The sequence below is a fragment of the Sulfurimonas aquatica genome (assembly GCF_017357825.1).
In the GTDB taxonomy this organism is placed as follows: domain Bacteria; phylum Campylobacterota; class Campylobacteria; order Campylobacterales; family Sulfurimonadaceae; genus Sulfurimonas; species Sulfurimonas aquatica.
The window spans coordinates 2,207,769-2,234,174 of the sequence record NZ_CP046072.1 but is presented as its reverse complement, the minus strand read 5'-3'; the positions used below and the strand labels follow the sequence as shown (position 1 = coordinate 2,234,174).

29 protein-coding genes are annotated in these 26,406 nt (G+C 33.2%); 21 read left to right on the top strand and 8 right to left on the bottom strand.

The genetic code is table 11. The annotated features are described in order from the left end of the window. Positions 1-62 precede the first annotated feature (62 nt). The 6 genes from GJV85_RS10710 to GJV85_RS10685 form a co-directional block, all read right to left on the bottom strand. Positions 63-677, bottom strand: a complete 615-nt coding sequence (locus GJV85_RS10710) for a hypothetical protein (RefSeq protein WP_207561373.1) — start codon at positions 675-677, stop codon at positions 63-65. Positions 678-879: 202 nt separating this feature from the next. Continuing rightward, positions 880-1,218 (bottom strand): hypothetical protein, encoded by a 339-nt coding sequence (locus tag GJV85_RS10705; protein WP_207561372.1) that lies wholly within the window; start codon positions 1,216-1,218, stop codon positions 880-882. Between the two features lie 97 nt (positions 1,219-1,315). Further along, positions 1,316-4,189, bottom strand: a complete 2,874-nt coding sequence (locus GJV85_RS10700) for a putative inorganic carbon transporter subunit DabA (RefSeq protein ID WP_207561371.1) — start codon at positions 4,187-4,189, stop codon at positions 1,316-1,318. Next, the gene (locus GJV85_RS10695) at positions 4,177-4,917 is read right to left on the bottom strand and encodes a hypothetical protein (RefSeq protein WP_207561370.1); all 741 of its coding nucleotides are present in this window, start codon (positions 4,915-4,917) and stop codon (positions 4,177-4,179) included. Before GJV85_RS10695 ends, GJV85_RS10700 begins: the two co-directional genes overlap by 13 nt. Further along, positions 4,914-6,515 carry a proton-conducting transporter transmembrane domain-containing protein gene (locus tag GJV85_RS10690; protein WP_207561369.1) on the bottom strand — a complete coding sequence of 534 codons (1,602 nt, stop codon included), beginning with the start codon at positions 6,513-6,515 and terminating at the stop codon, positions 4,914-4,916. Before GJV85_RS10690 ends, GJV85_RS10695 begins: the two co-directional genes overlap by 4 nt. 268 nt (positions 6,516-6,783) lie before the next feature. Continuing rightward, entirely contained in the window at positions 6,784-7,659 is an 876-nt protein-coding gene (locus GJV85_RS10685) for an AraC family transcriptional regulator (protein WP_207561368.1), read from the bottom strand. 150 nt (positions 7,660-7,809) lie between these two features. On the opposite strand from GJV85_RS10685, the gene GJV85_RS10680 reads away from it, so the two are divergent. From GJV85_RS10680 to GJV85_RS10630, 11 genes are all read left to right on the top strand, one after another. After that, positions 7,810-8,790 (top strand): sodium-dependent bicarbonate transport family permease, encoded by a 981-nt coding sequence (locus GJV85_RS10680; protein WP_207561367.1) that lies wholly within the window; start codon positions 7,810-7,812, stop codon positions 8,788-8,790. Between the two features lie 4 nt (positions 8,791-8,794). Further along, the gene (locus tag GJV85_RS10675; RefSeq protein WP_207561366.1) at positions 8,795-9,139 is read left to right on the top strand and encodes a P-II family nitrogen regulator; all 345 of its coding nucleotides are present in this window, start codon (positions 8,795-8,797) and stop codon (positions 9,137-9,139) included. Between the two features lie 92 nt (positions 9,140-9,231). Beyond that, positions 9,232-10,383, top strand: a complete 1,152-nt coding sequence (locus tag GJV85_RS10670) for a 5-(carboxyamino)imidazole ribonucleotide synthase (RefSeq protein ID WP_207561365.1) — start codon at positions 9,232-9,234, stop codon at positions 10,381-10,383. Next, on the top strand, positions 10,380-10,904 hold the full coding sequence (gene purE, locus GJV85_RS10665) for a 5-(carboxyamino)imidazole ribonucleotide mutase (RefSeq protein ID WP_207561364.1): 525 nt from the start codon (positions 10,380-10,382) through the stop codon (positions 10,902-10,904). The genes GJV85_RS10670 and purE overlap by 4 nt, the downstream gene beginning before the upstream one ends. A 246-nt stretch (positions 10,905-11,150) precedes the next feature. Next, the gene (locus GJV85_RS10660) at positions 11,151-12,602 is read left to right on the top strand and encodes an acetyl-CoA carboxylase biotin carboxylase subunit (protein ID WP_207561363.1); all 1,452 of its coding nucleotides are present in this window, start codon (positions 11,151-11,153) and stop codon (positions 12,600-12,602) included. Between the two features lies 1 nt (position 12,603). Next, entirely contained in the window at positions 12,604-13,254 is a 651-nt protein-coding gene (locus GJV85_RS10655; protein ID WP_242689782.1) for a hypothetical protein, read from the top strand. A gap of 216 nt (positions 13,255-13,470) precedes the next feature. After that, the gene (locus GJV85_RS10650) at positions 13,471-13,698 is read left to right on the top strand and encodes a 4Fe-4S dicluster domain-containing protein (RefSeq protein ID WP_207561362.1); all 228 of its coding nucleotides are present in this window, start codon (positions 13,471-13,473) and stop codon (positions 13,696-13,698) included. 115 nt (positions 13,699-13,813) lie between these two features. After that, the gene (locus GJV85_RS10645) at positions 13,814-14,383 is read left to right on the top strand and encodes a carbon monoxide dehydrogenase beta subunit family protein (protein WP_207561361.1); all 570 of its coding nucleotides are present in this window, start codon (positions 13,814-13,816) and stop codon (positions 14,381-14,383) included. A gap of 1 nt (position 14,384) precedes the next feature. Continuing rightward, positions 14,385-15,587, top strand: coding sequence for a transketolase C-terminal domain-containing protein (locus GJV85_RS10640; RefSeq protein WP_207561360.1), 1,203 nt, complete (start codon positions 14,385-14,387; stop codon positions 15,585-15,587). Position 15,588: 1 nt separating this feature from the next. Beyond that, positions 15,589-16,458: a thiamine pyrophosphate-dependent enzyme gene (locus tag GJV85_RS10635; protein ID WP_207561359.1), complete on the top strand. Its 870-nt coding sequence runs from the start codon at positions 15,589-15,591 to the stop codon at positions 16,456-16,458. Continuing rightward, complete coding sequence (locus tag GJV85_RS10630) at positions 16,458-17,174, top strand: 2-oxoacid:ferredoxin oxidoreductase subunit gamma family protein (RefSeq protein ID WP_207561358.1); 717 nt, start codon at positions 16,458-16,460, stop codon at positions 17,172-17,174. The genes GJV85_RS10635 and GJV85_RS10630 overlap by 1 nt, the downstream gene beginning before the upstream one ends. 50 nt (positions 17,175-17,224) lie before the next feature. Here GJV85_RS10630 and GJV85_RS10625 read toward each other — a convergent pair whose 3' ends face one another. After that, on the bottom strand, positions 17,225-17,482 hold the full coding sequence (locus tag GJV85_RS10625) for a hypothetical protein (protein WP_207561357.1): 258 nt from the start codon (positions 17,480-17,482) through the stop codon (positions 17,225-17,227). A 98-nt stretch (positions 17,483-17,580) separates the two neighbouring features. On the opposite strand from GJV85_RS10625, the gene cysK reads away from it, so the two are divergent. The 3 genes from cysK to GJV85_RS10610 are packed head-to-tail and all read left to right on the top strand — an operon-like array spanning position 17,581 to position 19,542. Beyond that, entirely contained in the window at positions 17,581-18,504 is a 924-nt protein-coding gene (gene cysK / locus GJV85_RS10620) for a cysteine synthase A (protein ID WP_207561356.1), read from the top strand. Next, positions 18,497-19,087 carry an aminotransferase class IV family protein gene (locus tag GJV85_RS10615; RefSeq protein ID WP_242689781.1) on the top strand — a complete coding sequence of 197 codons (591 nt, stop codon included), beginning with the start codon at positions 18,497-18,499 and terminating at the stop codon, positions 19,085-19,087. The genes cysK and GJV85_RS10615 overlap by 8 nt, the downstream gene beginning before the upstream one ends. After that, positions 19,081-19,542 (top strand): hypothetical protein, encoded by a 462-nt coding sequence (locus tag GJV85_RS10610; RefSeq protein ID WP_207561355.1) that lies wholly within the window; start codon positions 19,081-19,083, stop codon positions 19,540-19,542. Before GJV85_RS10615 ends, GJV85_RS10610 begins: the two co-directional genes overlap by 7 nt. A 2-nt stretch (positions 19,543-19,544) precedes the next feature. Here GJV85_RS10610 and GJV85_RS10605 read toward each other — a convergent pair whose 3' ends face one another. Further along, complete coding sequence (locus tag GJV85_RS10605; RefSeq protein ID WP_207561354.1) at positions 19,545-20,447, bottom strand: LysR family transcriptional regulator; 903 nt, start codon at positions 20,445-20,447, stop codon at positions 19,545-19,547. A gap of 127 nt (positions 20,448-20,574) precedes the next feature. Between GJV85_RS10605 and GJV85_RS10600 the strand changes: the two genes are divergently transcribed. The 7 genes from GJV85_RS10600 to GJV85_RS10570 are packed head-to-tail and all read left to right on the top strand — an operon-like array spanning position 20,575 to position 26,403. Beyond that, complete coding sequence (locus tag GJV85_RS10600; protein WP_207561353.1) at positions 20,575-22,623, top strand: ATP-dependent helicase; 2,049 nt, start codon at positions 20,575-20,577, stop codon at positions 22,621-22,623. Next, positions 22,620-23,441, top strand: a complete 822-nt coding sequence (truB, locus tag GJV85_RS10595) for a tRNA pseudouridine(55) synthase TruB (protein WP_207561352.1) — start codon at positions 22,620-22,622, stop codon at positions 23,439-23,441. Before GJV85_RS10600 ends, truB begins: the two co-directional genes overlap by 4 nt. Continuing rightward, complete coding sequence (gene csrA, locus GJV85_RS10590) at positions 23,435-23,671, top strand: carbon storage regulator CsrA (protein WP_207561351.1); 237 nt, start codon at positions 23,435-23,437, stop codon at positions 23,669-23,671. The genes truB and csrA overlap by 7 nt, the downstream gene beginning before the upstream one ends. A gap of 8 nt (positions 23,672-23,679) precedes the next feature. Further along, on the top strand, positions 23,680-24,474 hold the full coding sequence (locus tag GJV85_RS10585; protein ID WP_207561350.1) for a 4-(cytidine 5'-diphospho)-2-C-methyl-D-erythritol kinase: 795 nt from the start codon (positions 23,680-23,682) through the stop codon (positions 24,472-24,474). A gap of 3 nt (positions 24,475-24,477) precedes the next feature. Then, positions 24,478-24,930 (top strand): SsrA-binding protein SmpB, encoded by a 453-nt coding sequence (gene smpB, locus GJV85_RS10580; RefSeq protein ID WP_207561349.1) that lies wholly within the window; start codon positions 24,478-24,480, stop codon positions 24,928-24,930. Then, the gene (pgp3, locus tag GJV85_RS10575; RefSeq protein ID WP_207561348.1) at positions 24,930-25,787 is read left to right on the top strand and encodes a peptidoglycan metallopeptidase Pgp3; all 858 of its coding nucleotides are present in this window, start codon (positions 24,930-24,932) and stop codon (positions 25,785-25,787) included. Before smpB ends, pgp3 begins: the two co-directional genes overlap by 1 nt. A gap of 19 nt (positions 25,788-25,806) precedes the next feature. Further along, the gene (locus tag GJV85_RS10570; protein ID WP_207561347.1) at positions 25,807-26,403 is read left to right on the top strand and encodes a tetratricopeptide repeat protein; all 597 of its coding nucleotides are present in this window, start codon (positions 25,807-25,809) and stop codon (positions 26,401-26,403) included. Positions 26,404-26,406 lie beyond the last annotated feature (3 nt).

Genomic DNA, 26,406 nt, shown 5'->3' with positions numbered 1-26,406 from the left:
AATTGGATTTCTAAAAAATATATATTTATGTGGTACTAAATAGTTGGTGTATTAAATATATTTTATTTTATTCCATGATATTGTTTATAAATTCTTTTTACAAAACTTGGTTTAAGCCCTGCAATGTAAATCTCATCCATCTCTTCTTCAATATGTTCTTTTTTTATAGCGATAAGAGTTTCTAATCTTTTAATTAATATATTTTTAATATCTATTTCAAAGTTACCTTCATAGTTTGGATATGAATTAGTAAGCTTTTCAACAACATCAGAAAAGTTTGATGTTTTAATGATTTCTAATTCACCTAATTCATTCGTCTTTTGAACTTCGACTAAATGTGTCCAGTGTGCTATCAAAATTGCTTGTAATTCAGTTGAATAGTCTCGTTCTTCATTCGGAAGCTCCTTACTAAGTGCTTCAGGGATATCCTTAATTTCATTAGCTTTAACTACTGCTAACTCATTTTCAAAAGATTCTAATTCTTCTTCATATTCTGCAGCATCTTCATATAATTTAGCCAGAGCTGCATCTTTTTCATTTTTTTTCTTTTTTGCTAGTTCTGCTTTTTCATCATCTATAGTTTTTTCAGGAGCTGCTTCTTGTGTATCTAATGCATAAGTGGCCTTTAGTTCTTCCATTTGTAACTCTAGTAAACGTTTAGTATTCTCATCTTGCATATTATAATATCCCCACAATAATTTTTCGTATTTTAGCATTAAATTATCGTAATTGTAATAATAATAGAAGCTAACCTATTCTATTAATAATGTTTTAAAAGTTTATTTAGACTTTAAGTAGTTTAAGGGAGTTGTTTTTGTTAAAGAGGAGACTCTCTTTAAAGTAAGTTAAAGAGAGTTTTTTTGTTCTAATTGAAGTAGCTTAACTATGAGTACTAGTTTTTCCGCGTTTGTCACCATTTGGAGTCTCTTCAGCATCATCAAAACCTATTTTTACATTACTGTTTGCTATAAGCTTTTTTACATCTTCATAGTCATAGTCTTCATCTTCATCTACTGGACGTACTATTTTAGTAATAAGAATTTTTTCACCAAGATCTACTGCAGTAAAGTAGTGTGTAAGACAAAACTCTTGATTCATGCGACACTCTAATACTTTAGCTCTCATGTGTGCATCTTCTCTATTCTCAAAAGTCATAGTCTGATCCATACCACTTTTCTTAAAACAACTACAAGGATCATCAATCTCAATTGTATACATATTCTTTCCTTTTAATATTATTTTGAAATTATAGCACTCAGAACTTTAGTTTGACTCAGTGCTTTCTTTGTTTATCTCTTGTCTTAAGGTAAGGTTATTAAAATTCTTTAATAACCTTAAAGTCACCAGATTCAAATGAATAAACTTTTCCAGCCGCTTTATCAACAATGATAGGTCGTATCCATTCATTAAGAATGAACTCTTTAGCTACTGATTTTTCTACTGCTTTTCCTACTAGTTCTAAAGGTGCTTCCATATAAGTAAGAAGTCTTACAGGTTCATGGTATGCTTGACCTTCTAAAAGTACAGATTGTGTTGGCAAACCAATTTTTAGATCACTATAGTTTCCATTAAATACACCAACTTTTGAAACAACATTATGATATACCTTAGATCCAGCTCCATATATGGCATTGTCTACGGTAGCAAAATAGTGTTCTAGGTTAATCCACTCTCCAACTACAAGTGGACCATCAAAAATACGTGTAAGTATGTCAGCATCTTCATTATCTAGTTTTGAATCATACGAATGCATAAAAAGTCTATTGCCAAAAGGCATATGCTTGATAGACTTTCTAGGACCTGCAAAAACACCCATAACACCTGCTAATCCCCATTCTGGTCTAGTTTCTGACCAATCCATAGATTTGATCATAATATCATTTTGAGTTTTTGTATATGGAAGTTGTGCCACTCTTTCATAACGTGCAATAGCTGATGCTTTTTCAAAATCTTTCATAACTACAGAAAATCTTTTCATCTCTGCTTGTGTTAAAATATCTGTATCGTGAAACTCTATTTGATCTGTAGTAGTAATGTGTAGAGATGGTATAAACCTCACATCTTCAGGGATTATAATACCTTTTTTTGCTATAGCCTCTCGTACTTCTTGTGAGTTTGCAATCATACAGAGTGCTCTATTATTTGGAAGACTACTCTTGCCACCACAAGCACCACAGTCTAATGCAGACTCAAATGGATTGTTATCCGACATACTAACATGCCCTGAAAGAATCACAAACTCAGCAAAATTATCAATTTGTCCTATCATCATTAAGAAGTTATATAAGTACTGAACTTTCTCTTCAAGTGTAAATCCAACTTTAGAAAGTTTTATTTTTTGTAACTCATAATCATCTTCTGAAACATTATAGTTATTTTTTAGTATATTTAAAAATTCTAATGGAACATCAAATGATAAAGTATTTCCTATAACAAGATGATCTCTTATCTCTTGAATTTCATCATCTGTATACTTAGATGAAGAGTGATTAATTAATGCTTCATTAATAAGGTGTATATGAAGTTTATTTACATAGAGCTCTATCTCTTCGTTTGATAACTTATCTAATGTATAAGTTGTTTTTGGTTTTTTAGCTTTAAAGTTTGCAAAGAATTTTTCAGTTTTTTGTGGTGCAAATGTTTTACCAAAAAGGTTAATCCCAAATATCCAACCAATAGCTTCGACCATTATGTAAGGTGTGTATGGGTTGTTTTTCAGATCAGATATAACTTTTTTAGTAGTTTTATTAATAGTCTTTTTAGATTTATATTCATTATCTGTCTCTTTTGCTATCTCAAACACTATGTTAGCAGGTTTGACAACGGCTGGACATAAAAGTTGTTCGTTTGTCTTGTCAAACTCAACAAAAGCTATAGGAAAACCTAAGAATCCTCCAGCACCATATGTTGTATAGTTTCCAGTACTCTCAATGGCTCTTCTCGCAGTCTCAGATCTAACATCTAAACACATTGTCACTGAAGCCAATGGTCTCTCAATTTCAGGTTCATCTGTTAGTTTCATTTCATCAATAAATGAATGAATATAAGTGTCTTCAAGAGACTTCATCCAGATATATCCCTCTTCTTCTCGTAGTACTTCCATAATCTTAGCGAGTTCTACTAAAGGAATATTTGTATTTTTAAGTATATCGTTTGAGAGGTGAACCTGTTTTGCATCAAGTTGAAGTTCTTCTTGTACATATCTTTCTAAGATGTCATCATAATTACTAGACTTCTCCATTGCATCTATATATTTCCCTGGTAAACTATAGTTGTGCTTAAGCATTTTAAGTACTACATATGAAGCATTTGCTAAAGAGTAATCATGCAATAGGTCAAAATTATTTATCTTTCTGTGTTGCAAATAGGCAAGTTCATAATAGAGTCTGATTGCCATATAGTCCATTAGAGATGATGGGTTTTGTTGCTGTGGGAAATAGCCAGGGTCCTCTGAGCGGTATTTGATAAATCCAGCCCAGCCATGTAGTTTAAGAATATGTGTTAGAAGATATCTCTCTTTATTCTTGACTTTTAGCTTTTCAAGTGCTTCTTCTACAAAGGCTTCAGAGTTATGAGGATAGTCAAAATCTTCATAAAGCTTAAAGGTTTCAAACATGCCAAGTTCTCTATTTTCCATCGGTAGTGTTGTTTGATCTTCATCTAAAAAACGAGTAATATACTCTATAACACTTTTTTCTATGACCTCTTTATCATCACGATGAAAAAGGATATCATTTATCTCATAAAGTGTCATATGTTTAGTGATCTGTTTTAGCCATCTCTCTTTATTATGATATGAGAACTCCTCATCTAGGTATGCAAGAAGTTCTTCATCAATTGGATGCTCTTTATTATCCGCTTGTTTTCTGAAATGATTCCATTGAGGATTAACTTCGAGTAGACATTTCATAGCTAAGTCATAATACTCTGCTAGCCCGTCAACTTTAAGTACTTCTTTTAGATTTTCTTCTAAAATGGAGTGTGAAATTTTTCCCTCATTATAAAATTTTAAATAATATGAGGGCTCCATATAAACTTTTCCACCATAGATTTTCTTTGCTTTATTAAGCCCATCTTTAAAGCCAAGATGCTCAAATCCTTTTAATGGATTATGGTGAATAAATGAGCCAATTGGCCAATAGTGTGGTACATTACCTTTAATGGCATCTAGCTTTTCTATAATACCCATACTAGTATCTCCTTAATTCCATAAATACTTAATAGTGTGAGTAATACTATTATAATAAAATGAGCAATTTTTTCTTTAAAATTTAAATCAACATAATGTATATTTGGATTAGTTTTTCCAAAAATTGATTTTTCTAACACCTTCATAGAAACTAAAAAGTTTCCAAGATATATGCTTACCACAACGATGTACCATAATAGATCAGCTTGAGTATTGAAAATATAAGTTAAAAAGAATAGAGAGTTTGGTAGTGGAGGATAAAGGCCTATACTAATTAGATACACTGTAATATGAATTCCAACTAATGGAGTTGCAAGTGTTATACCTCTAACATAAAGGTAGTTTGCACTTCCATAATGTTTTTCATAAAAATTTGCAATTGCATAAAGACCTACTACTGATACTAAAAGTGATAAGCTGTAAAATGCACCATTCTCTTCAAAAAGAAGAAAAAATGGTGCATTGATATATATAAAATAGTAAGCCAACTTGTAAAAATTCGTTGTCTTTGTTGCTCTATATACAGAGTACATTGCACTAATAAATGAGATAATAACTAATGACTCAGAGTGTGCATTATGTATAAAAAAAGACAAAACAATTGCACAAGAAAGCATAAAAGCACTCAGTAAAAATATGGATTTACTTGTGAAATTATCACTCTTTTCTAAAAAAATATAGTATGGCAAACCAGAGACTAACAAAAGAAATATAATATTAGCAATCATAATTTACCCTTTTTAGAACTTTTAAACATATCGAAATAGTAACCTTCTTTTGCTAGGAATCTATAATAGTGCCATTTAGTTTGATTTGGCTTTTCTTCAGAATGGATAGAAGCTTTTCTATATATAAATAGCCATCCAATTAACATAATAAATGCCACAACAACTAGTGCCATGACTAAACTCACATTAAGTGTTGCTGCTTCGTAAAAGAGTAAAGAATCATGTCCGTAAAGAAAGTGCTCTAAACTTAAGCCAATAAATTCATATGTAAATAAAACAACTATGAAAGAACTTACAATTCCTAAAATTGCTTTTATAGAATCAAATTTAGATACTTTAAAAAATGATAATAAAAGCTGTGTTCCTGTAAGCCATGCAAATGCTAAAATAACTATAGCTGCATTGAACTCGAAGAACTCTGGAGCGAGTAATGCTTTAATCCCAAGAAATGCAACCACAGGAACAATAGTAAAAAGTGCAATAAACTTGAATGTTTTACTACTTTTGTATTTCACTTTATCTTTTGAAAATGTTTTTTGTGAAAGACGTTCAGGGATACTTGGATCTTTTCTTGCATACTTTATGATGCTACCAGACTCTAAAAAGAGTGAGGCCTTAAAAATTCCATGAACTATAAGGTGATAAATCGCAAGGGAAAATGCACCTAAGCCTACTTCCATTATCATGTAGCCCATTTGACCAACTGTTGAGTAGCCAAGTGAACGTTTGATATCTGACACAACAAGCATAAGCAATGATGCAAAAATAGCAGTAAATAGACCAATGACAAATGCTATATTAAGTACAGCAGGTGTTAGAATCAGTAAATATGCCATTTTATTAAGTAAAATTCCCCCAACATTTACAACGCCAGCATGCATTAAGCCTGATACTGGAGTAGGTGCTTCAGATGTGTAAGGTAGCCATATATGAAATGGAACGATTGCAGATTTCATCATTGCCGCAAGTAAATAGAGTATACCAACGGAAAATATCATGGGATCATCAATCGGATTTTCAGACATTGTAAGCCACTGCTCTTTTAGTACGAGTAAATCAAAGCTTCCAAATGTTTGGTATGTTAAAATAACTGCGAGTAAGAATACAAAGTCGGCACTTTTATGGATATACATCGTCCATCTAGCATTTTTTACAGCAGTTTTAGAACCTACATTAAATGAAACTAGAAGATATAAACCAACACTCATGAGCTGCCAAGCTAACGCAAGTACAATAAGGTTATTGCTCATTACAAGTAAGTAGATAGATGCAAATATAAAGTTTAGAAGAATAAAAAATCTTTTATACCCCGCTTCATCCCACATATACTTAGTTGCATATTTTCGGATAACTAAGCCCAGTATTGCAACATAAGGAACTAATATAGCTGAGAGTTCATTATAAATAAGTAAACCATCAAATCCAACAATCGCTTTGTCATTACTTATGACATGATATGTTCCATACAATGCAAGAAGTGCAATCATACTTGATAGAAAAATACTCACTCTTGGAATAGACTCTTTTTGTTTAACAAACATCAAAATAAATGCTATGACTATTGGAATGAATGGAATGGATAAGATAATTTTTTCCACTTAAGCTCCTCTGTTTGACTAATTTTTTATCTATAAGTTATCGAATTAAGAATAAATGATATTCATTATATTGACCATAAATAAATTGCTCAACGAAGATTATCAAAGTTACCTTTGAAAACCTTTGTAATTATAGGTTATTTTTCTAAATATAGTTTAGTTAAAAACAAAGTTATGCTTAAGAGTTCAATTTAACACTTAGTAGTGCTACTATTTTACAACAATACCTATAAAATAGTTCAAACACATCTAGGTATTGTAGGGCTACTTAAAACTTAATAGATAAATAAAAACTTAAGTCAAAATTATTATCATCAGATAAGTATTTATTTTTTTTATAAATAGCATAGGGTGGTTTTGTAGTTGTCTCATACTCACTATGGGGAAGCCATTCATTGTAAAGCCAGTGCATAAATCGTAGGAAGTCACCATCCGTTCCATGTATATCAAATTTAGCATATATACCACTAGATATTTTAAATTTAGGTAAGCGCTCATTCTCAGATATATTGTCTTTGTCGACTTGTATACATGCAACATATTGACACTCATCAAGATGTGTTACAGTTGGATTATCATGGAATAGTGCAATGTGCTTATAGCTTTTAATATTGTTGCCATATGACCATGTTTGAATCTTTTGCCAAGTTTGTTTAATTTGGTCGTTATATCCACTATGTCTAAGATAGTATGCTTCTATTTCGGGCATCTTCACAATAGTAGGTTCAAGATTCTCAAAACTAGCATTGGAAGCCTTTGCTTTTGGAGATTCTTCGATTATGTTTTTAGAGTACTTTTTATAGCCACCTTTTCTCCAAGCTGTTGGTGTCATCAAAAATCGATCTTTAAATACTCGGATAAAAGAGGTTTGTGAACTGTATCCGCAGGATGAGGCTATCTCAGTAATGGTAGAGTACTTATTTGTAAGTAATAAAGTTGAAGCTTTTTGTAATCTAATAGATTTAATGCTCTCATATATGTTCCTACCGAAAATTTCTTTGAATATTTTATGCATATAAAACTTACTAATATTAAAGCTCTGCGCAAGTTCGTCCATATTTATATCTATCTCAATATTTGTGTATATATAGAATAGTATATCGTTTGATATTTTTGTTTTCTTGTTCAGCGTTTCTCTTTTCATGCTCAGATTATAGCAAAAATATAAATATTTGTAGCATCAAAGGTAAATGAAAATCACAATAATAGATAATTTATATGTCAAAATTAGTGAAGAATAATCTTAAAATTCTTAGTTAATATACGATACAATTTTATATTGAGGAGTAGTAAAATGAATTTCGATTTAATATTACAGAATATGCTAAATCCCCCTGTACTGTTTTTTTTCTTAGGAATGCTTGCAGTATTTCTAAAGTCTGAACTAACAATTCCACAACCATTACCTAAGCTCTTTTCTCTCTACTTACTTATAGCTATTGGTTTACATGGTGGGTATGAACTTTCTATGAGTGGATTTAACCTTTATATATTTGAAGCACTGATGATTGCCGTTGGAATGTCTATGCTTGTACCTATTTATAGTTTTTTTATCTTAAAAACAAAGATGGATGTTTATAACTCTATTGCTATCGCTGCTACTTATGGTTCTATTAGTGCCGTTACATTTATAACAGGTATAACATACCTCGGGACTATCGGTGTAGAGTATGGTGGTTTTATGGTGGCTTCTATGGCTCTTATGGAGTCTCCAGCTATCGTTATAGGTTTAGTTTTTGCAGCACTCTTTGTTAAAGCCAAGGATGGTGAAGAAGAGGAGAAAACTGATTGGGGTGAAATTCTTAGAGAAGCATTTTTAAACCCTTCAGTATTTTTACTTGTAGGTGCTCTTCTTATAGGAATACTTACAGGTGAGAAAGGCTGGCACTCAATGGAGCCACTCTTTGGAACACTATTTAAGGGTATGCTAGCATTCTTTCTTTTAGATATGGGACTTGTGGCTGCTAGAAAGATTCATGAACTTAAAAAAGTTGGATTTTTTCTAATAGCATTTGCACTTATCATGCCACTAGTCAATGCTCTTGTTGCAACAGGTTTTGCATATATGTTTGAAATACACAAAGGTGATGCTTTTTTACTTGCGTTATTAAGTGCTAGTGCATCTTACATTGCAGTTCCTGCAGCTATGAGATTATCAGTACCAGAGGCAAATCCAGGTCTATATTTACCACTAAGTCTAGCAGTTACATTCCCTTTTAATATTTCATTAGGGATTCCACTCTATTATTTTATTATAAATTCATTATGGGGATAGAATTATGAAAAGCATGAAAAAAGTCGAATTTGTTATCGAAGCTGTCTATGTGAATAGGCTAATAAAACTTTTTAAAAAACATAAGATATATGGTTATACCATTATTAAAGATATTGAAGGTGCTGGAGGCCATGGCGTTAGAACTGCTGATGATGTTAGTGATGCTTTTAGTAATAACTATGTCTTTACCGTATGTGAAGCAGAGCAGTTTAAAGATATGGAAGTAGATATTAGAAAATTTTTAGAAAAATATGGTGGTAAATGTATGCTTATTGATGTTATGTTACTTCTAGGGGAGAAGCAAAGACAAGAGAGTATTAACCTTCAGTACTCTGGAAAGGTTAACTAAAAATTTACAAGAGTTCTATTTACCAGCAACTATTTATATAGTTAACAAATTAATTAGGTTAAAATATCGCATTTACTATATAAAGAGAAAAAATGGACAAAAATTTTAACTATTCTAATCTAAAGCTAGGAATTATTGGCGGAGGACAATTGGGCAAAATAATGTCTCAAAAAGCCAAAAAGATGGGCTTTCATGTCACTATTTTAGATCCAACATTTAATTGTCCCGCAGCTCAAGTATCTGACAAGCATATTATGGGAGGATTCCATGATAAAGAGAAACTTGAGCAATTAGTACAAGAGACAGACGTTACGACTTTCGAATTAGAGCATGTAGATACTTCTATTTTAAAAGAGTTATTTGACAATGGACATATTATTCATCCATCTCCTTATATAATCGAGTTAATCCAAAATAAGTATGAGCAAAAGAAACTACTTGATGAGAAAGGTATTCCCGTACCTAAATATAAAAATGTAGAAAATGATGAAGATTTATCTGCATTTGGATTCCCTGTTATACAAAAAGCAAAAATGGGTGGCTATGATGGCAAGGGTGTCCAGATGATTAAAACTAAAGCTGATCTTGCATATCGCTTGCCAACAGAATCATTCATTGAAGAACTTGTTGACATTGACAAAGAACTTGCTGTTATTGTCGCTAGAAATATAGAGGGACAAACTAAATGTTATCCAGTTGTCGAGATGCTATTTGACGATAGAACTAACATCTGTGATATCGTTATGGCACCTGCAAAGATTTCTAAAGAAGTTGAAAAAAAATCCATTGAAATTTCCGTTAAGTCTATAGAAGCTTTAGAGGGTGTTGGAATTTTTGCTGTTGAACTTTTTTTAACTAAAAAGGGAGAAATCTTAGTGAATGAAATCGCTCCAAGACCTCACAACTCAGGACACTACACAGTTGAAGCATGTGCAACTTCACAATTTGAGCAGATAATAAGAGCTGTGACAAATCTACCATTGGGTTCGACGAAGCTAATCTCTCCGGCTGTAATGATTAACTTACTTGGAGAAGAAGGCTATGAGGGTGAGCCATTTATTGAGGGTATTCATGATGCATTAGAGATCCCAGAGTTGTCTTTTCACTTCTATGGAAAAACTTTTACAAAGCCTTATCGTAAAATGGGTCATGTAACAATTCTTGATGATGATATAGATATGGCGTTAGAAAAAGCGATGAGAGCAAAAGATATTTTAAAAATTAAAGGAAGCAAGAAAATATGAGTAAACCATTAGTTGGAATTATTATGGGAAGTGACTCTGATTTACCAGTTATGAGTGCTGCAGCAGCAATCTGTGAAGAGTTTGAAATTGAATTTGAATTAGATATTGTATCTGCACACAGAACACCAGAAAAGCTAGTTGAATATTCTAAAAGTGCAGAGGCTAGGGGTTTGAAAGTAATCATCGCTGGTGCTGGTGGAGCTGCTCACTTACCAGGTATGGTTGCTTCAGAGACAGTTTTACCTGTAATTGGCGTACCCGTTAAAGGATCTTCATTGGAAGGAATGGATTCTCTTCTTTCAATAGTACAGATGCCAGGTGGTGTTCCCGTAGCAACAGTTGCGATAAATGGTGCTAAAAATGCAGGTATCTTAGCTGCACAAATTATTGGCTCTTCAGATAGCACTTTGAGAGAGAAAATAGCACTCTATAAACAAGAGATGAAAGCACAAGTCGATGCTAAATCAGAAAAACTGAAAAATATTGAGTATAAACGATATTTAAAAGAGATGGGAAACTAGTCCCTTAGATAACACCTGTTAATGGTGTTATACTTCACATATAAACACTTCTATCATGCTAAACATACAGCTCTAACTTGCAAGTACTTTTTTTATAAATATTCTAATATCAACAATAGCCTATTAATATAGCATAATAAGAAGATAAATATAACAAGAATAGATAACTAATAAAGCAAAAGTAGTGAAGATAAAACTTTTAAATAATACTAAAATTATACTATCTTAAATTTTTGGAGCTTAGTCATGAAGAAAATATCAAAAGTCTTAATCGCAAATAGAGGTGAAATCGCTTTACGTATTATTAGAGCTTGTAAAGAACTTGAAATAACAAGTGTAGTTGTCTTTTCAGAAGCTGATGTAGATGGTGTTTGGGTAAGAAAAGCTGATGAGTGCTATCCAATAATGGGTAATCCAGTTCAAGCTTATCTCGATTTTGAGCCAATTTTATCAATCGCAAAAAAAGCAGGTTGTGATGCAATACACCCTGGTTATGGTTTTTTATCTGAGAGTGCTGAGTTTGCTACTGCGTGTTTAGAAAACGACATTATTTTTATAGGTCCAAAAGCTGAGCATATAGAACTATTTGGTGACAAAATGGCATCAAAGGTTGCTATGAAGAAAATTGGTGTTCCAGTGCTAGAAGGTACGGATACACCGGTTGTTGACAAAGCTGAGGGTGAGGGAATCGCTAACGAGATAGGTTTTCCTGTAATTATTAAAGCTGCGTTTGGTGGTGGTGGTAGAGGAATGAGAATCGTTAAAAAGGCAAAAGAATTCTCTAAAATGTTTGATGAAGCAACAAACGAGTCTCTAAAATATTTTGGTAAAACTGAAGTTTTTATAGAGAAGTATGTTGAGAACCCTAGACATATAGAGGTACAAGTTATTGCTGATAGCTATGGTAATGTAGTTCACCTAGGTGAGAGAGATTGCTCGATTCAAAGACGTCATCAAAAGGTAATAGAGATTGCTCCATCACCACTCTTAAGTGACACTGTTCGAAAAGAGATATACAGAGTTTCAACAAAGGCTATGTTTAGATTAGGATATGAAAGTGTTGGAACAGTTGAATTTTTAGTGGATGAAGATGACAATATATACTTTATTGAGATGAATACTAGAGTTCAAGTTGAGCACCCTGTCACTGAAGTTATTACAGGGGTTGATTTAATTCAAAGAATGATAGAAATTGCTGGCGGAGATAAGCTACACTTTTTACAAGAAGAGATAAAGTTCCGTGGTTATGCAATAGAGTTTAGAATAAACTCTGAAGACCCACAAAACAACTTTATGCCTTCAGGTGGAACTATTACTAACTATCTAACGCCAGGTGGACCAGGGGTTAGAATAGACTCTTCTTTATATGAAGGGTATGAACTACCTACAAATTATGATTCTATGATGGGTAAACTTATTGTATCTGCACTAGATTGGGAAGGTGCGGTGAAAAAAGCAAAGCGTGCACTTGATGAATACAATATAGATGGAGTTAAAACAAACATATCACTGCATAGAGAGATAGTAAGAGATGCCGACTTTAAAGCTGGAAAGTTTAATACAGGCTTTTTAGGTGAAAAAATGGATACTTTTAATTTTAATGCAAAGTCATCTTTACAAGCAGAAAATGAAAAAATTTCATTCATATCAAGTATGATTAAAAAGATAAAAGAGAATAAACTCACAACTAGGAGTTAATATGAGTGTAATTCCAACACATAACTTTATTAATGAAAATTGTAAAAATAGAATCAAGTCTTCTATCCTTCGTGATGTAAAAAGTGAAGCACTACTTGTTTTTTCTAGAACAGCTCTTGAAAGATATTTTGCACAAGTAGATGAAGTGGCTATGGAGCCACTATTTAAAGAAAACGAAGAGATAGCATATGTTTACAAAACACTACAAAAGCTACTTGAAGATTTACAAGAATGTGTTGTGAATGTAGATTACTTAATTAATATATCACAAGCAACAAAAATATATCCAGAACTTAAGCACTTAACTAAAAAAGAGGAACCTTTAATTGCCTATTATGATATTATGGCTCAAAAAGTAAGAAATCACTATAAAAATAAACCTGCTTACCTGCCAGAGTTTTTAGTTGTATGTGTATTATCCGAGTGGGTACTTGGAGAGGAAAAATCAACACATAAATACCCTTTTTTAGATAAGATTGATTTTTTAGAGCTGATGGGAAAGTTTGAAAAGAATAGAGAACACTTCTATAAAGAAGAAGAGTGTAAAATAAGTGAAATACATGAACTCTCTTTTCAAATTATTGAAAAGTTAAAAAGTTATAAATATAAAGAAAATAAAAGTAGAGTTTCTAAAGTGCGCAAGAAAAAATAACTACACACAAATTTCCAATCCCTCTCTCTTTTTTTAAATTTAAAGAACACTAAAAGGTTTTTTGAGTAGAATTCTTTTTATAAAACATAAAATGTAGCTGACTAATAGATTTATTTATAGTTTTTTTGAGGCTACATCGCGAATTATTGGACTTGACAGTTAAATATTATTGTCAGGTTTAATAACAATGTTTAAGTTATTATGAGGAGTAAATAAATGTATTATGTAGCAAAAGTTGATTCAGACAAGTGTGCTGAGCATAAATGTAATATGTGTACACTATATTGTCCAGAAGCTAATACGCTAATGTTCGATAAAGTTGGAAATACATCTTGGGTCGATGAAGATAGATGTAAAGGGTGTGCACTGTGTGTGTACGTATGTTCTGACCTACTTAATCGAGATTGTATTTCGATGGAAATGGCTGAAGCAAAAGAAGTTTAAGCTCCCATTCTATTGTCGAGAGTAAATCTCGATAAAAATGGCTCAAACTAAAAAAAACAAGTATAGAATTTAGACTTAATTCAAAATACAGTTAAAAAAAATCATAGGAGAACTTATGGCAAACCAAGGTCCCGCGTATTATTCACCGTATCCTGCGGCTACGTATGAAGGTGTAATTACACCACCAGAAGGAAAAGCACTTTTACTAGAAGAGATAGTAGATGAAGAAATTGCAATGAGAGAAATTGCAAAAGTTATGTTGACTAAAGAGAATGCAACAATTTTCCCTGGTCCACAAGTACTATACGGATTTAACGAAGAAGCTAAAAAGAAAGCTACTCTTATAAAAGAGATGTCAGAAATTCTTAACGCTAACATGATTCCAATGTATGATTACAGACCAAAGTATCCAAAAATTGATGCAGAAGTTGAGATCAATCCAAATCACCCAAACTTAACAATTTGGCATAACAATATTAAAGCAGCGATATTTATCGGTGTTCACTGTCACTATGCAAATGTTGCATTAAAAATGGTTAGATCAGAGACAGATTGTTATACAGTTGCTATTTGTGGTTTATCAGGACACGAAGATGCTATGGCTACATTAAGAGACCAGCATTCATCAGAACTTGAAAAATTCAATAAAATAGCTAGAGAAGTAAAAAAAGAACTAGGATTATAATATGAGTAAAATTACTGATATGACAGATACGCATAACTGGTCTGGACAAAGACTAGTTACAGCGGACGAATTATTATTTGAAGCACCAAGAGAAAAACACTTCATGACAGGTTCTGAAGTTTTAAAAGAAGCGGTAAAAAGATGTACAGTTGATGCATCAGTATCGTACCCAATTACACCACAATCTGAAGCAGCTCACCTTATCGGTGAACTATGGGCAGAGGGTTATGTAGGTACATACTTCCGTGGAGAGAATGAGTTTGGTGTTATGTCTGAAGTTGCAGGTTGTGCAATGGCAGGTGCTAGAACAATTACAACTACTTCAGGTCCAGGTACACTAAGAGCAATGGAAAACTTTGCTCAGTGGTCAGGAACTAGAATTCCATGTCAACTGATTCTAATGGCTCGTGGTATTAACTCACCACTTACTATTCAACCAGATAACTTGGAAGTTTCTTATATGCTAGAGACTGGATGCCAGATTTGGTATGCTGAAAATGTTCAAGAACTTTTTGACATGTCAATTGCAGCATTCGTTGTAGCTGAAAAGCCTGATGTTCATGTGCCTATTATTACTGTAGTTGATGGATTCTTTGTATCTCACACTAGAGAGGCAGTAATGCTTCCTGCTGATGATATCGCACTCTTCCCATATGAGCCATATAAGTCTCCATTACCTCCGATTGATTCAGAAACACCTCCGGGACGTTTCTTAAGAGATCCATTCGTAATGAAGTCTAACTATATCTCTTATGCAACACATGCTTCTTGGCAGTTTGAAATTAGATCTGCAGTTGAACGTTCACGTCCATATGCTGAGCACTTCCTAGATGGTCTAGTTCATACAACAGGTAGTGAAGACGCTGAAATCGCATTTGTTACTTGTGGTACTGCTTCTCATCAAGCTAAAGAGGCTGAAAGAGAACTAATGAAACTTGGAATCAAATCTAAAGTTATTAAGTTAAGAACTATTAGACCATTCCCAGAAGAAGAACTTATTACAGCACTAGAAGGTGTAAAACATATATTTGTACCTGAGTTTAATGTTGTTGGTTGGTTAGAAAAAGAAGTGAAAAAAGCACTTTACAAAAAAACTGAAGCGGACATCGTTGGCGGACCTAGAGTTGCTGGTGGTATGAGTATGCCTGCTGAAGCAATTATTAAAGAAGTTATGGAAAAAATCAATCCAGGTAAAGGAGCATAGTATGGCAATAGATATCTATAAAATCAATCCAGAATTTAGAGACATTATGCCTCAAGAGATTATTGATCTTGAGGAAAAAGCTACATGGGCTCAAAATCAAGACAAGCCTCGTGGTATTAAAGAACTTCCACAATCAAAAGAGTTATTAGAAGAGCACTCTTTATGTGCTGGTTGTCCAGAAGCTGCTGCATTGAGATATGTACTTTCTGCACTTCCTAAACCTGAAGAGACTATCATTGTTAACTCAACTGGTTGTACTTCATTAATGTTCCCACATATTGCACTACATACTGTGCACTCACTATTTGGTAACCAAAATGCTGTTGCAACTGGTATCAAAAGAGTTCTTGACTGGAGATTTCCAGATACTGAAAAAGATGTTGTTGTTTTAGCGGGAGACGGTGCTACTGTTGATATCGGTCTTGACTATACACTTCAATCTTTCTTTAGACAAGAAAACATTACAACAATCTGTTTCGATAATGAAGTTTACGCAAATACTGGTGGACAAGAATCAGGTGCTACACCAAAAGGTCAAGTATTTAAAATGGCTCCAACTGGTAAAAAGTTCGATAAAGTGCCAATGTGGAAGCTAGCTACTACATCAGGATGTCACTATTCTATAAACATGACAGCTTCTGCTCCTAAAGCAGTTGCTAAAGCAGTTAGAGAAGCGATATTAGTTGCAAGAGAAATCGGACCAACTTTCCTTAACATCTATACACCATGTATTCTTGAAATTGGACTAAGTGCTAATGAAGGACTTGGAGAAATGAAAGAGCAAGACAAAGATAGATTTGAGTCTTACAAATATATTTCACCAGAAGCTGAAGAGTTTTTAGCAAAATGTAAAGAAGAAGGACGTTTATAATGGCAAAAGATTCAATTAAAGTAAGACTTCCGGGTCTTGGTGGTCAAGGTGCAGTTACTGCAGCTCACATTGCTGCAACTGCTGCTGATACTGATGGTTACTATGCTGTTTCAAATCCATTCTTTGGTGCTGAAAAACGTATGGCTCCATCAGAGTCTTATGCAAGAATAGGTACAGTGCCTATTTACGATAGAGGGGAAGTAATTTATCCTGATATTGTTATGATTTTCCACCCACAAGTTATTACTATGGGTAAATCATACACTATGCCTTTTTACGCTGGTATTAAAGAGAATGGTTTAGTTATCATTAACTCTGAAGTAGAGCTTTTAACTGAACACGATAAGAAAGTTTTATCTGACTTAAATGTTAAGGTTCTTACTAAAGACTTTACTCAGTTTGCTATCGATCAAGCTGGTACTGAACTTGCAACTAACATGGCTATGTTAGGTGCACTGTTTGGTGCTCTTGGTACAGTTTCTAAAGCTGCAATTGAAGAGGGAATTAAAGATAGATTCCTTAAGAAATATACTGCATCTGGTGGTACTGCTACACTTGACTCAGTTATTGAGAAAAAGTTTAAGAAGAAACAAGAACTAATTCAAAAGAATCTTGATACTGCATCAGCTGCTTATGATTTAACAGCTGCATGGGCTAAAGAAGTTGGACTTGAGCCAATTCTTGAACCTTCTAAAAATAACAACGGTAACAAGTAATCTTTTAACCGTGTCTTTGGCACGGTTTTACTCTCTATAACTTTCTCAATCTATATTTCGTCGTTATTCCATGCTTCTACGGCTTCGTTTAAACTATCAAAACTACTAGACTTCCCAATTATAAATATTTCATCAAAAATATAACAAGTCACTCGAGTATTACTTTCGAGTAAAAAAACTACATATTCATCATTATTTTTTGAGTTAATTGAGATTACTCTCATCCCATCTATAGTGTCATTTACCTTAGGGACAACATCATATTCTACATTAATTAATTTCTTTCCATCACTGTTATATATAGCCATATTTACCTCTTTTAGGATAATATTGTACTAAAATTAGGCTAATAATATTTACTATATAACTATTTTAGTGTAGAATAGCCCACTAAGGAAATATCATCATGAATATAGCAAATAATATAACAGATTTAGTAGGAAACACACCATTAGTTAGATTGAACACAGCATCTGAGTTAACTGGAGCTACGATCATCGGTAAATGTGAATTTATGAACCCAACGAGTTCAGTAAAAGATAGAATTGGGTTAAACATGATTCGAAGAGCAATTGAATCTGGAGATATAAAAGAAGGCACTACAATAATAGAGCCGACAAGTGGAAATACAGGTATAGCTCTTGCTGCAAACTGTGCAGCTCAAAACTTGAAGTTAATTTTAACTATGCCAGAGTCTATGAGTATTGAGAGACGTAATCTTCTAAAAGCTTTAGGTGCAGAACTTATACTTACTCCTGCTGCAAAAGGAATGACAGGTGCCATTGAAAAGGCAAATGAGTTAAACTCTACAATTGATAATTCTATCGTTTTACAGCAGTTTAATAATAAGTCAAATCCTGAAATACATATGCTAACTACAGCAAAAGAGATTCTTCGTGATACTGATAAAGTAATTGATGCATTTGTTGCAGCTGTTGGAACTGGAGGAACTCTTACTGGAACGTCAAAAGTTTTAAAAGAAGAGATTGCTGATATTACTATTATAGCAGTTGAGCCATCAGTATCTGCAGTTTTATCTGGTGAAGCAGCCGGCCCACATAAAATACAGGGTATAGGTGCTGGATTTATCCCTGAGAATTTAGATACCTCTGTATATAGCGAAGTTATTAAGGTGAGCAATGAAGATGCAATAGCAACTGCAAGAATGTTAGCTAAGAAAGAGGGTCTATTAGTTGGAATATCTGCTGGTGCTAATGTTTGGGCTACTATGCAAGTAGCATCGCGTCCAGAATTTAAGGGTAAAACATTAGTAACTATTTTATGTGATACAGGTGAGAGATACCTAAGCACAGAACTATTTAGTGAGTAGAAACTATCTTGAAACAATAAAGATTGTTGATGGAGTGGTTATGAACCTACTCTATCATCAACGGCGTTTAGATACTGTTTTAAACTTACTTAACACAACTACTATATGGAATCTTCAAGATCTCATAAAACCTCCCTCTAGTGGAGTATATAAATGTAGACTCCTCTATAATGAAAAAACAATAAATATTGAGTATATAAAGTATGAAAAAAGATCTATAAAGAGATTAAAACTTGTATATGACAATACCATAGAATATTCTATAAAATATGAGGACAGGAAGTGCCTTAACGAGCTTTTTAAAAAACGCGAAGAGTGTGATGACATCTTAATAGTTAAAAATGCTCTGATTACAGACACTACGATAGCAAATATCGCATTCTACGATGGAAGTAAATGGCTAACGCCAAAGAGCCCACTACTTCAGGGGACAGTAAGGCAGAGATTACTTGAAGAGTCTAAAATCATTGAAAAAGATATAAAAGTTCAAGATTTAAAAACATTTTCTAAAGTGGCGCTAATGAATGCCATGATAGATTTTGATATAATTGCAAAAGATAATATTGAGGAAATAATTTGTTAGAAAATGTAATATACGAAAAAGATTTCGCAGAAATAATGAAAAAAAGCATACAGGATGTGATTATTCATTTCTTTTCAATAGAACAAAACTTTGGTATTCTTTGTAAAATTGAAGAGGTAGACTTCACTCCAGAACTCCCAGAGGATATAAATAGTGATTTTCGCCCTTTGACACTTTTTTTCTTAGCTGGGTACACATTTGAAACCGCACGAATTGAAGATGGCTTACTGATTTTTGAAGCAGGATTTGGAGCAGACAACTATGGAAGTATAGTAACTGTACCGCTTATAAGTATTATGCAGATAATAATTGATGAGACGCCAGTCCTAATTAACCTATCTGTGTACAAGGAAGAAGTTCAAAAAGAGGTCGTTGAAGGGGATGAACCAGGAGTAAAAAACTCCATGGAGTCATTTTTAAATAACCCAGAAAATTCTAAGTTTATTAAAAAGTAAATTTAGACTTTATTTAAAGATAACAAAAAGTTAACTACGTTATCTACAAAAGCGTCATGCTTTCTTTCTTTCATATACGCTATGTAAAGGTGTCTATTAATCTTGTGATTTTTTAGTTTTGCCTCAAAAAGAGTGCCATTTTCTAACTCTGTTTTAAGTACGTGACGTGACATTATGGAAACAACTGGTCTCTCTGAACTTTTATCTGCATGTAAGATTGACTCTTTTATAGCAGTTTGACTCGCTAGAACTCCAAGTACGTTAAAGTTGTTACACTGTACGCCCATCTCTTCAAATACTTCAGAAGTAAGTTTTCGAGTATGTGAATCTTCATTTCTACATATCCAGTCAAATTCCATTAAATCATCAGCGTTAAGCTGTTTTTTAAGCGGTTTATTTGAAAAAACTACAAGTTCGTCCTCAACCCATTCTCTATAAACTATGCCATCTTTAAATACAGGTGATTCAATTAGCGCCACGTCTATCTTCTTATCTTCTAGTTGATCAATAATATTGCACGATAGATCTACATTCATAAATACTTCATTATCGATACGTTTTTTAATCTCTCCTAGATAATTAGGAAGGATATAGTTACCTATTGAAAATGATGAACCCATAACAAACGTAAACTCTTTATTTATGATTTTTAGAAGCTCTTTCTCACTGCTTTGTATCGCTTTTTCAAGTTTTAATGCGATTCTAAAAAGATCTTCACCCTCTTTTGTAAGGATAATTCCATTCTTTTTTCTATCTACAATTTTAGTGTCTAAATAGTCTTCGATAAATTTTATCTGTTGTGTAACAGCTGGTTGAGATATGCCTAACTTTGCAGAAGCTTTCGAAAAACTTTTCTCTTTTATGACCATTAAAAATGTTTGTAATTTTGCAAAATCTTTTAACATAATAATTCCTATAAGTAATATTGATAATGAAATTATAACTCATAATTATATTTATTACAATAGTTTTGTAATAATTTTAGCTTTTTTAGTTATAATATTAATAACTTCAACAAAATAGTGGTTATAAATGGAAAAAATATTTAATAGATTAAATGAGTCTCAAACAAATGCAGTAAAACAAACAGAGGGTCCAGTTCTAATACTTGCTGGTGCTGGGAGTGGAAAAACTACAACGATAATCTCGCGTTTGGCATATCTCATTGAGGTTATTGGTATTCCCGCTTCAAACACGCTTACTTTGACATTTACAAATAAGGCAGCAAAAGAGATGAAAGAACGCTCTTTAGCTATGATAGAAAATGTTGCATATCCTCCACTACTTTGTACTTTTCATAAGTTTGGATTACTTTTTTTAAAATTCAATATACATCTTCTTAATAGAAAAAATAACTTTGTAGTAATAGACACAGATGATAAAAAACGAATTATAAAAAAGATAAATTCTGAGCTTCCAACACCTCTAATAGCAAGTGAAATCTCGCGTTATAAAAATTCACTTCTAACGCCAGATGATGCGTACAAGCAAGCAGAACTTTTTAATTACAAGCAGATAGCGGAAGTTTATAGAGAGTATGAAAATTACTTAAATGAAAACAACCTTGTTGATTTTGACGATCTTATCGCTTTAACTTACAAATTATTGAATGATAATCCAGAATTAGCGAAAACTACGTCACAAAAGTATCAGTACATTATGATAGACGAGTACCAAGATACAAATGAATTGCAACTCAAACTAATTCAAAAATTATGTACATCACACAATAATATCTGTGTTGTTGGCGATGATGATCAAAGTATATACGGTTGGCGTGGCGCACACATAAGAAATATTATGGAGTTTGACCAAGATTTTTTAGGTGCAAATGTTTACAAACTTGAAGAGAACTATCGTTCACGTAGTCCAATACTAAAAGTTGCAAATGCGTTAATAGAACATAACCGCTCGCGTTTAGGTAAAAAACTTCTTTCAACTCGTGGAGGCGGTGATGACGTAACTACTCTAAACTCAAATGATGAAAATGAAGAAGCACGTAAGATCGCGACAAAAATTGGAAAACTTTTAGAGTCAGGCGTAAGAGCAAAAGAGATAGCAGTGCTTTATCGCGTTAATGTTTTAAGTCGTTCTATTGAAGAGGGCTTAAACCGTGCAGGAATAGCTTATAAACTTGTAGGAGGTCTGCGTTTTTACGATCGTGCAGAGATTAAAGATCTTATCTCTTATATAAGGGTTATTACTAATAACCATGATGACTTCTCTTTGAAACGCATAGTAAACAAGCCTAAACGCGGACTTGGAAAAGCAAGTGTTGATAAAATAGAACTAGCAGCTCATGCAAATGAAACATCTATTTATGAGTATATAAAAAACTCTGATATAAGTACTCTAGAGGGACTTGTTAAAAAGAAAAACTCTCTGACACTTAAAGAGTTTGTGAAAAATATTGACATGGTTGCTAAAGCTGCACTTGAGTCGACTTATGAGTTTATTGATCTACTTGAAGATACATTTCATTTAAAAGATATATATAAAGGGACACAAGACGAGTCCGATAGAATTTTAAATATGGATGAGTTTTACGGTCTATTCAGAGACTTCATTAAAAAATCGCCAGATAGCTCTTTAGATGAGTTTTTAAATGAGTTGACACTTCAGAGTGAGCAGGACCAAGTTGAAGGTGAAAGTATTTATATGATGAGCATACATGCATCAAAAGGGCTTGAGTTTGAACATGTGTTTATTATAGGATTAGAAGAAGGCTTTTTACCTCTTATCGGCGATGGGAGTGATTTAGAAGAGGAGAGACGTTTAGGATACGTTTCGATGACTCGTGCGAAAGAGACGCTTACGCTTTCACATGCCGCAAGTAGATTTTATAAGGGTAGAAGAAGTGATCTACAAAAAAGTAGGTTTTTCAATGAAGCGGGACTTTGTGATGGCTCTTTAATTGTAGAAAAAAACACAGCATTTAAAAAAGGTGATTTAGTAAGACATAAAGTCTTTGGAACTGGTCGAGTCGCTGGCGTAAGTAGAGCTGGACGTGAGTTTAAACTCAACATAAATTTTGCGGGGACTAAACGCGATATCCTCGCATCATTTGTAGAAAGATTATGAATCGTCTTTTTGTTGCCTATAAGCCATCGGGGATCGGCTCTAATTTTTTTCTTTCAAAATTAAAACGTAAGTATAATACTAAAAAAGCGGGCTTTTCGGGAACGCTAGATCCATTTGCAAAGGGTGTTTTGCTAATAGGTTTTGGGTCTCATACAAAACTCTTTAGATTTTTAAATAAAACGCCAAAGTCTTATCGTGCTACCCTTTGGCTTGGCGCAAAGAGTGATTCGCTAGATACAGAGATGATTGAAAATGTTGATATTTTAAATGAACTTCCTATGTCATTGGTTGTGGAAACTATTAAATCCTTAGAGGGTGAATTAGAGTATGAACCACCTATTTTTAGTGCTAAACGCATAAATGGACAACGTGCTTATGATTTAGCTCGTGCAGGTAAAGAAGTAATTTTAAATAAAATTAACTCAACAATACACGAGACTAAGTTAGTAAATTACTCTCACCCCTTTGTGACATTTGAGGCCACTGTTAGTGAAGGCACATACATTCGTTCATTAGGAAGAATCATTGCTCAGCGTTTAGGGGTGCAAGAGGCCAGTCTTAGCGCGTTAGAAAGACTCAACGAGGGTCAGTTTATATATGATGATGAAAAAGCTTTAGATATTAAAAAATCGCTTAATATAAAACAGAATTTTTATCTAGGCGATTATGAAAATATCAGATATGGAAGAGTTCTTGCTTTAGAAGATTTAGAAGTTCAAGAATTAGGAACGTATTGGTTGGATAATGGCGATTATATTTCTATTATTACGATTGTTGAAGATAAAGTAAAATATGAATTAGGTAGGATAGAATGTTAGTATTGGCAAGAAAACAAGATGAGTCAATTGTTATTGGGGATAATATAATAGTCAAAGTCGTATCATTGGAAAATGGTGTGGTAAAACTTGGAATTGACGCTCCAAAAAATATTTCTATTATACGTGATGAATTACTTCAAGAGATTAAAGAGGGTAATATTGCTGCATCAAGTAAAGATGTTGATAGCTCAGTTCTGGGTACTTTAAGTAAGCTGTTAAGTGGCAAGTAGATAAATTTATGAAAAAATATAGAGCCTATGCCAAGGTAAATATTTTCCTAAAAATTACTGGTTCTAGAGACAATTATCATGAAATTATTTCGCGTTTTATGAAGGTAAAAAATCTATATGATGAATTAGAATTTATTTTAAAAGAAGAGACTGATGCGAAAGAGGGCGAGTTTAAAATAGTGGGCTCTTTTGCTTGTGCAACTGAGCAAAATACAATTTATAAAGCTTATTTTGCTTTAAAAGAGGCTACAAACTCTCAATCACTTGAAAATCTAATGAAAAAATATGCCATTAAGGTGAGTAAAAATATTCCAGCATTTGCAGGTCTTGGTGGTGGGAGTAGTGATGCAGCAACTTTTTTAAAAATGTGCAATAGTGTTTTAGACTTAGGTCTTAGTTTGAATGAGCTTGCAGCTATTGGCTTAAAAGTGGGTGCGGACGTTCCATTTTTTATTTATGGGTATGATAGTGCAAATGTAAGTGGAATAGGTGAAGTAGTAGAAGAGTTTAATGAAGAGCTTTTAAACATAGAAACTTATACACCACAGGTAGAGATAAGTACTCCCCGTGTATACACTGTGTATAGAGAGGATTTTTATAATCCTATAGATGGATTTAAAACAGATGAACTTAAACATACGAGCTCTATTGAAGCTCTAAAAAGTATGAGTGCAGATGAGGCAAATGATCTCTTTAAACCTGCACTCCAAGAGTATCCAGGGCTAAAAGATTATTATAAAAGTGGCTATTACTTTAGTGGTAGTGGCAGTAGTTTTTTTAAAATATTAGAGGACAGTGTATAGAAAATGGGTGAAACGATAGCAAAAAATAAAAAAGCTTATCATGATTTTTTTGTAGAAGAGAAGTTTGAAGCAGGGCTTGTTCTTTTAGGAAGTGAGGTTAAGGGTCTGCGAGCTAAGCGTGTGAACCTAAAAGATAGTTTTATAAAGTTTGTAAAAGATGAGCCAATTCTTTTTAACGCTCATATAGGAAGACTAGAAACTACACATCACTTTTATGGACATGAAGAGAGAGGGAGCAGAAAGTTATTACTTCACAAAAAACAGATACAAAAGATGCTCAAAGCTGTTAATCGTGACGGATATACAATAGTACCTCTGCAACTTTACTTTAACGATAGAAACATTGCAAAACTACAAATTGCAATTGCAAAGGGAAAGCAACTCCATGACAAACGCAATGATTTAAAAGAGAAAGATCAAAAAAGAGATATTGCAAGGTCAATGAAGGAATATTGATGAGGTGTTTACTCGTTATATTAACTATTTTTTCATCACTTGTAGCTCTCGATTTTAAGATACTAGATTCTAATGTTGAAAATGGAAGAACAGCACTCTTAACATTTGAACAAGATAAAACGATAGAGTATAAAAATGTTCAGCTTGGTAAAAAAAGATTTAAAATATCTAAGTTAGCAAAAGATAAATCAAAATATTATGCTCTGATTCCAATAAGTTATTATGAAAAGCCATCAGATAAAAAGTTGATTATTTCATATATAAAAGATGGCAAAAAAGAGTCTTTGTCTACATCCATCAAAGTAAAAGACGCCAAGTATGAAAAAGAAGAGATTCATGTACAAAGCTCAAAGGTTAATCCACAAGATAAAGAAGTAAAGAAAAGAATTTCTAAAGAGTATCATGAAGCAATGAAAATCTACAATACGATATCTTCATATAATTATTTAGAATCAAAATTTATTCTTCCTATTGATAGTAATATCACTAGTGACTTCGGTAAGGCTAGGGTCTATAATGGATCACTTAAAGGCTATCATAGTGGGACAGACTTCAGGGCTAAAACACCTACTCCTATTTTAGCTGCAAACGATGGTAAAGTTGTACTTGTAAAGAAAAGGTTTTACTCCGGAGGAACAGTTTTACTTGATCATGGACAGGGAATATATACATGCTATTTCCATATGAGCGCTTTTAATGTAAAAGTGGCTCAAGTAGTAAAAAAAGGAGATGTCTTAGGACTCTCTGGAAGCACTGGAAGAGTTACTGGTCCTCATTTACACTTCTCTGCAAGAATAAATGGCATTCAAGTTGACCCACTTCAACTTATCTCACTGTTTAACAACAACTTGCTATAATAAATCTCAAGGAATATAAATGACATTTTTTCAACTACTTATGCTTGGAGCCTCAGCATTTTTTGCATATAAAATATACGAACATGTACAGACACTTAAAGATCCACAAGAGCTAGATGAGAGTGCTTCAGGTGAGCCTCAAAGAACGGCAGAAGCGTTTTCTACCTTTGACTCTAGTTCACTTATTGATAAGGCTGATGAGGCGATGAGTGAAGGTGATTTACAAAAAGCACTGGCTATCTACAGTGAAGCAAATATTAAAGCACCCAATAATGCTGATACAATTTTTAAAATGGGTTATAATCTAGCGCTTCAAGAGAGAAATGACGAAGCATTAGATTATTATAAAGAGGCATTAGCCCTTGATAAGGAAAATCCATATATTCATCAAGCTCTTGCTTCACTTTATAGAAAAGATAAAGAGTATGCATCAGCGAGAATGCATCTAAACGCATCTATAGCACTTGATGAAAATGATAAAATCACTTATTATAATTATGGCAATCTTCTTGTAGATATGAAAAGCTTTGATGAGGCTAAAAGCATGTATATGAAAGCAATAGAGATCGATGCAGGCTTTACTGAGGCAAAAGAAGAGTTGGCGAAACTACAATAGTGA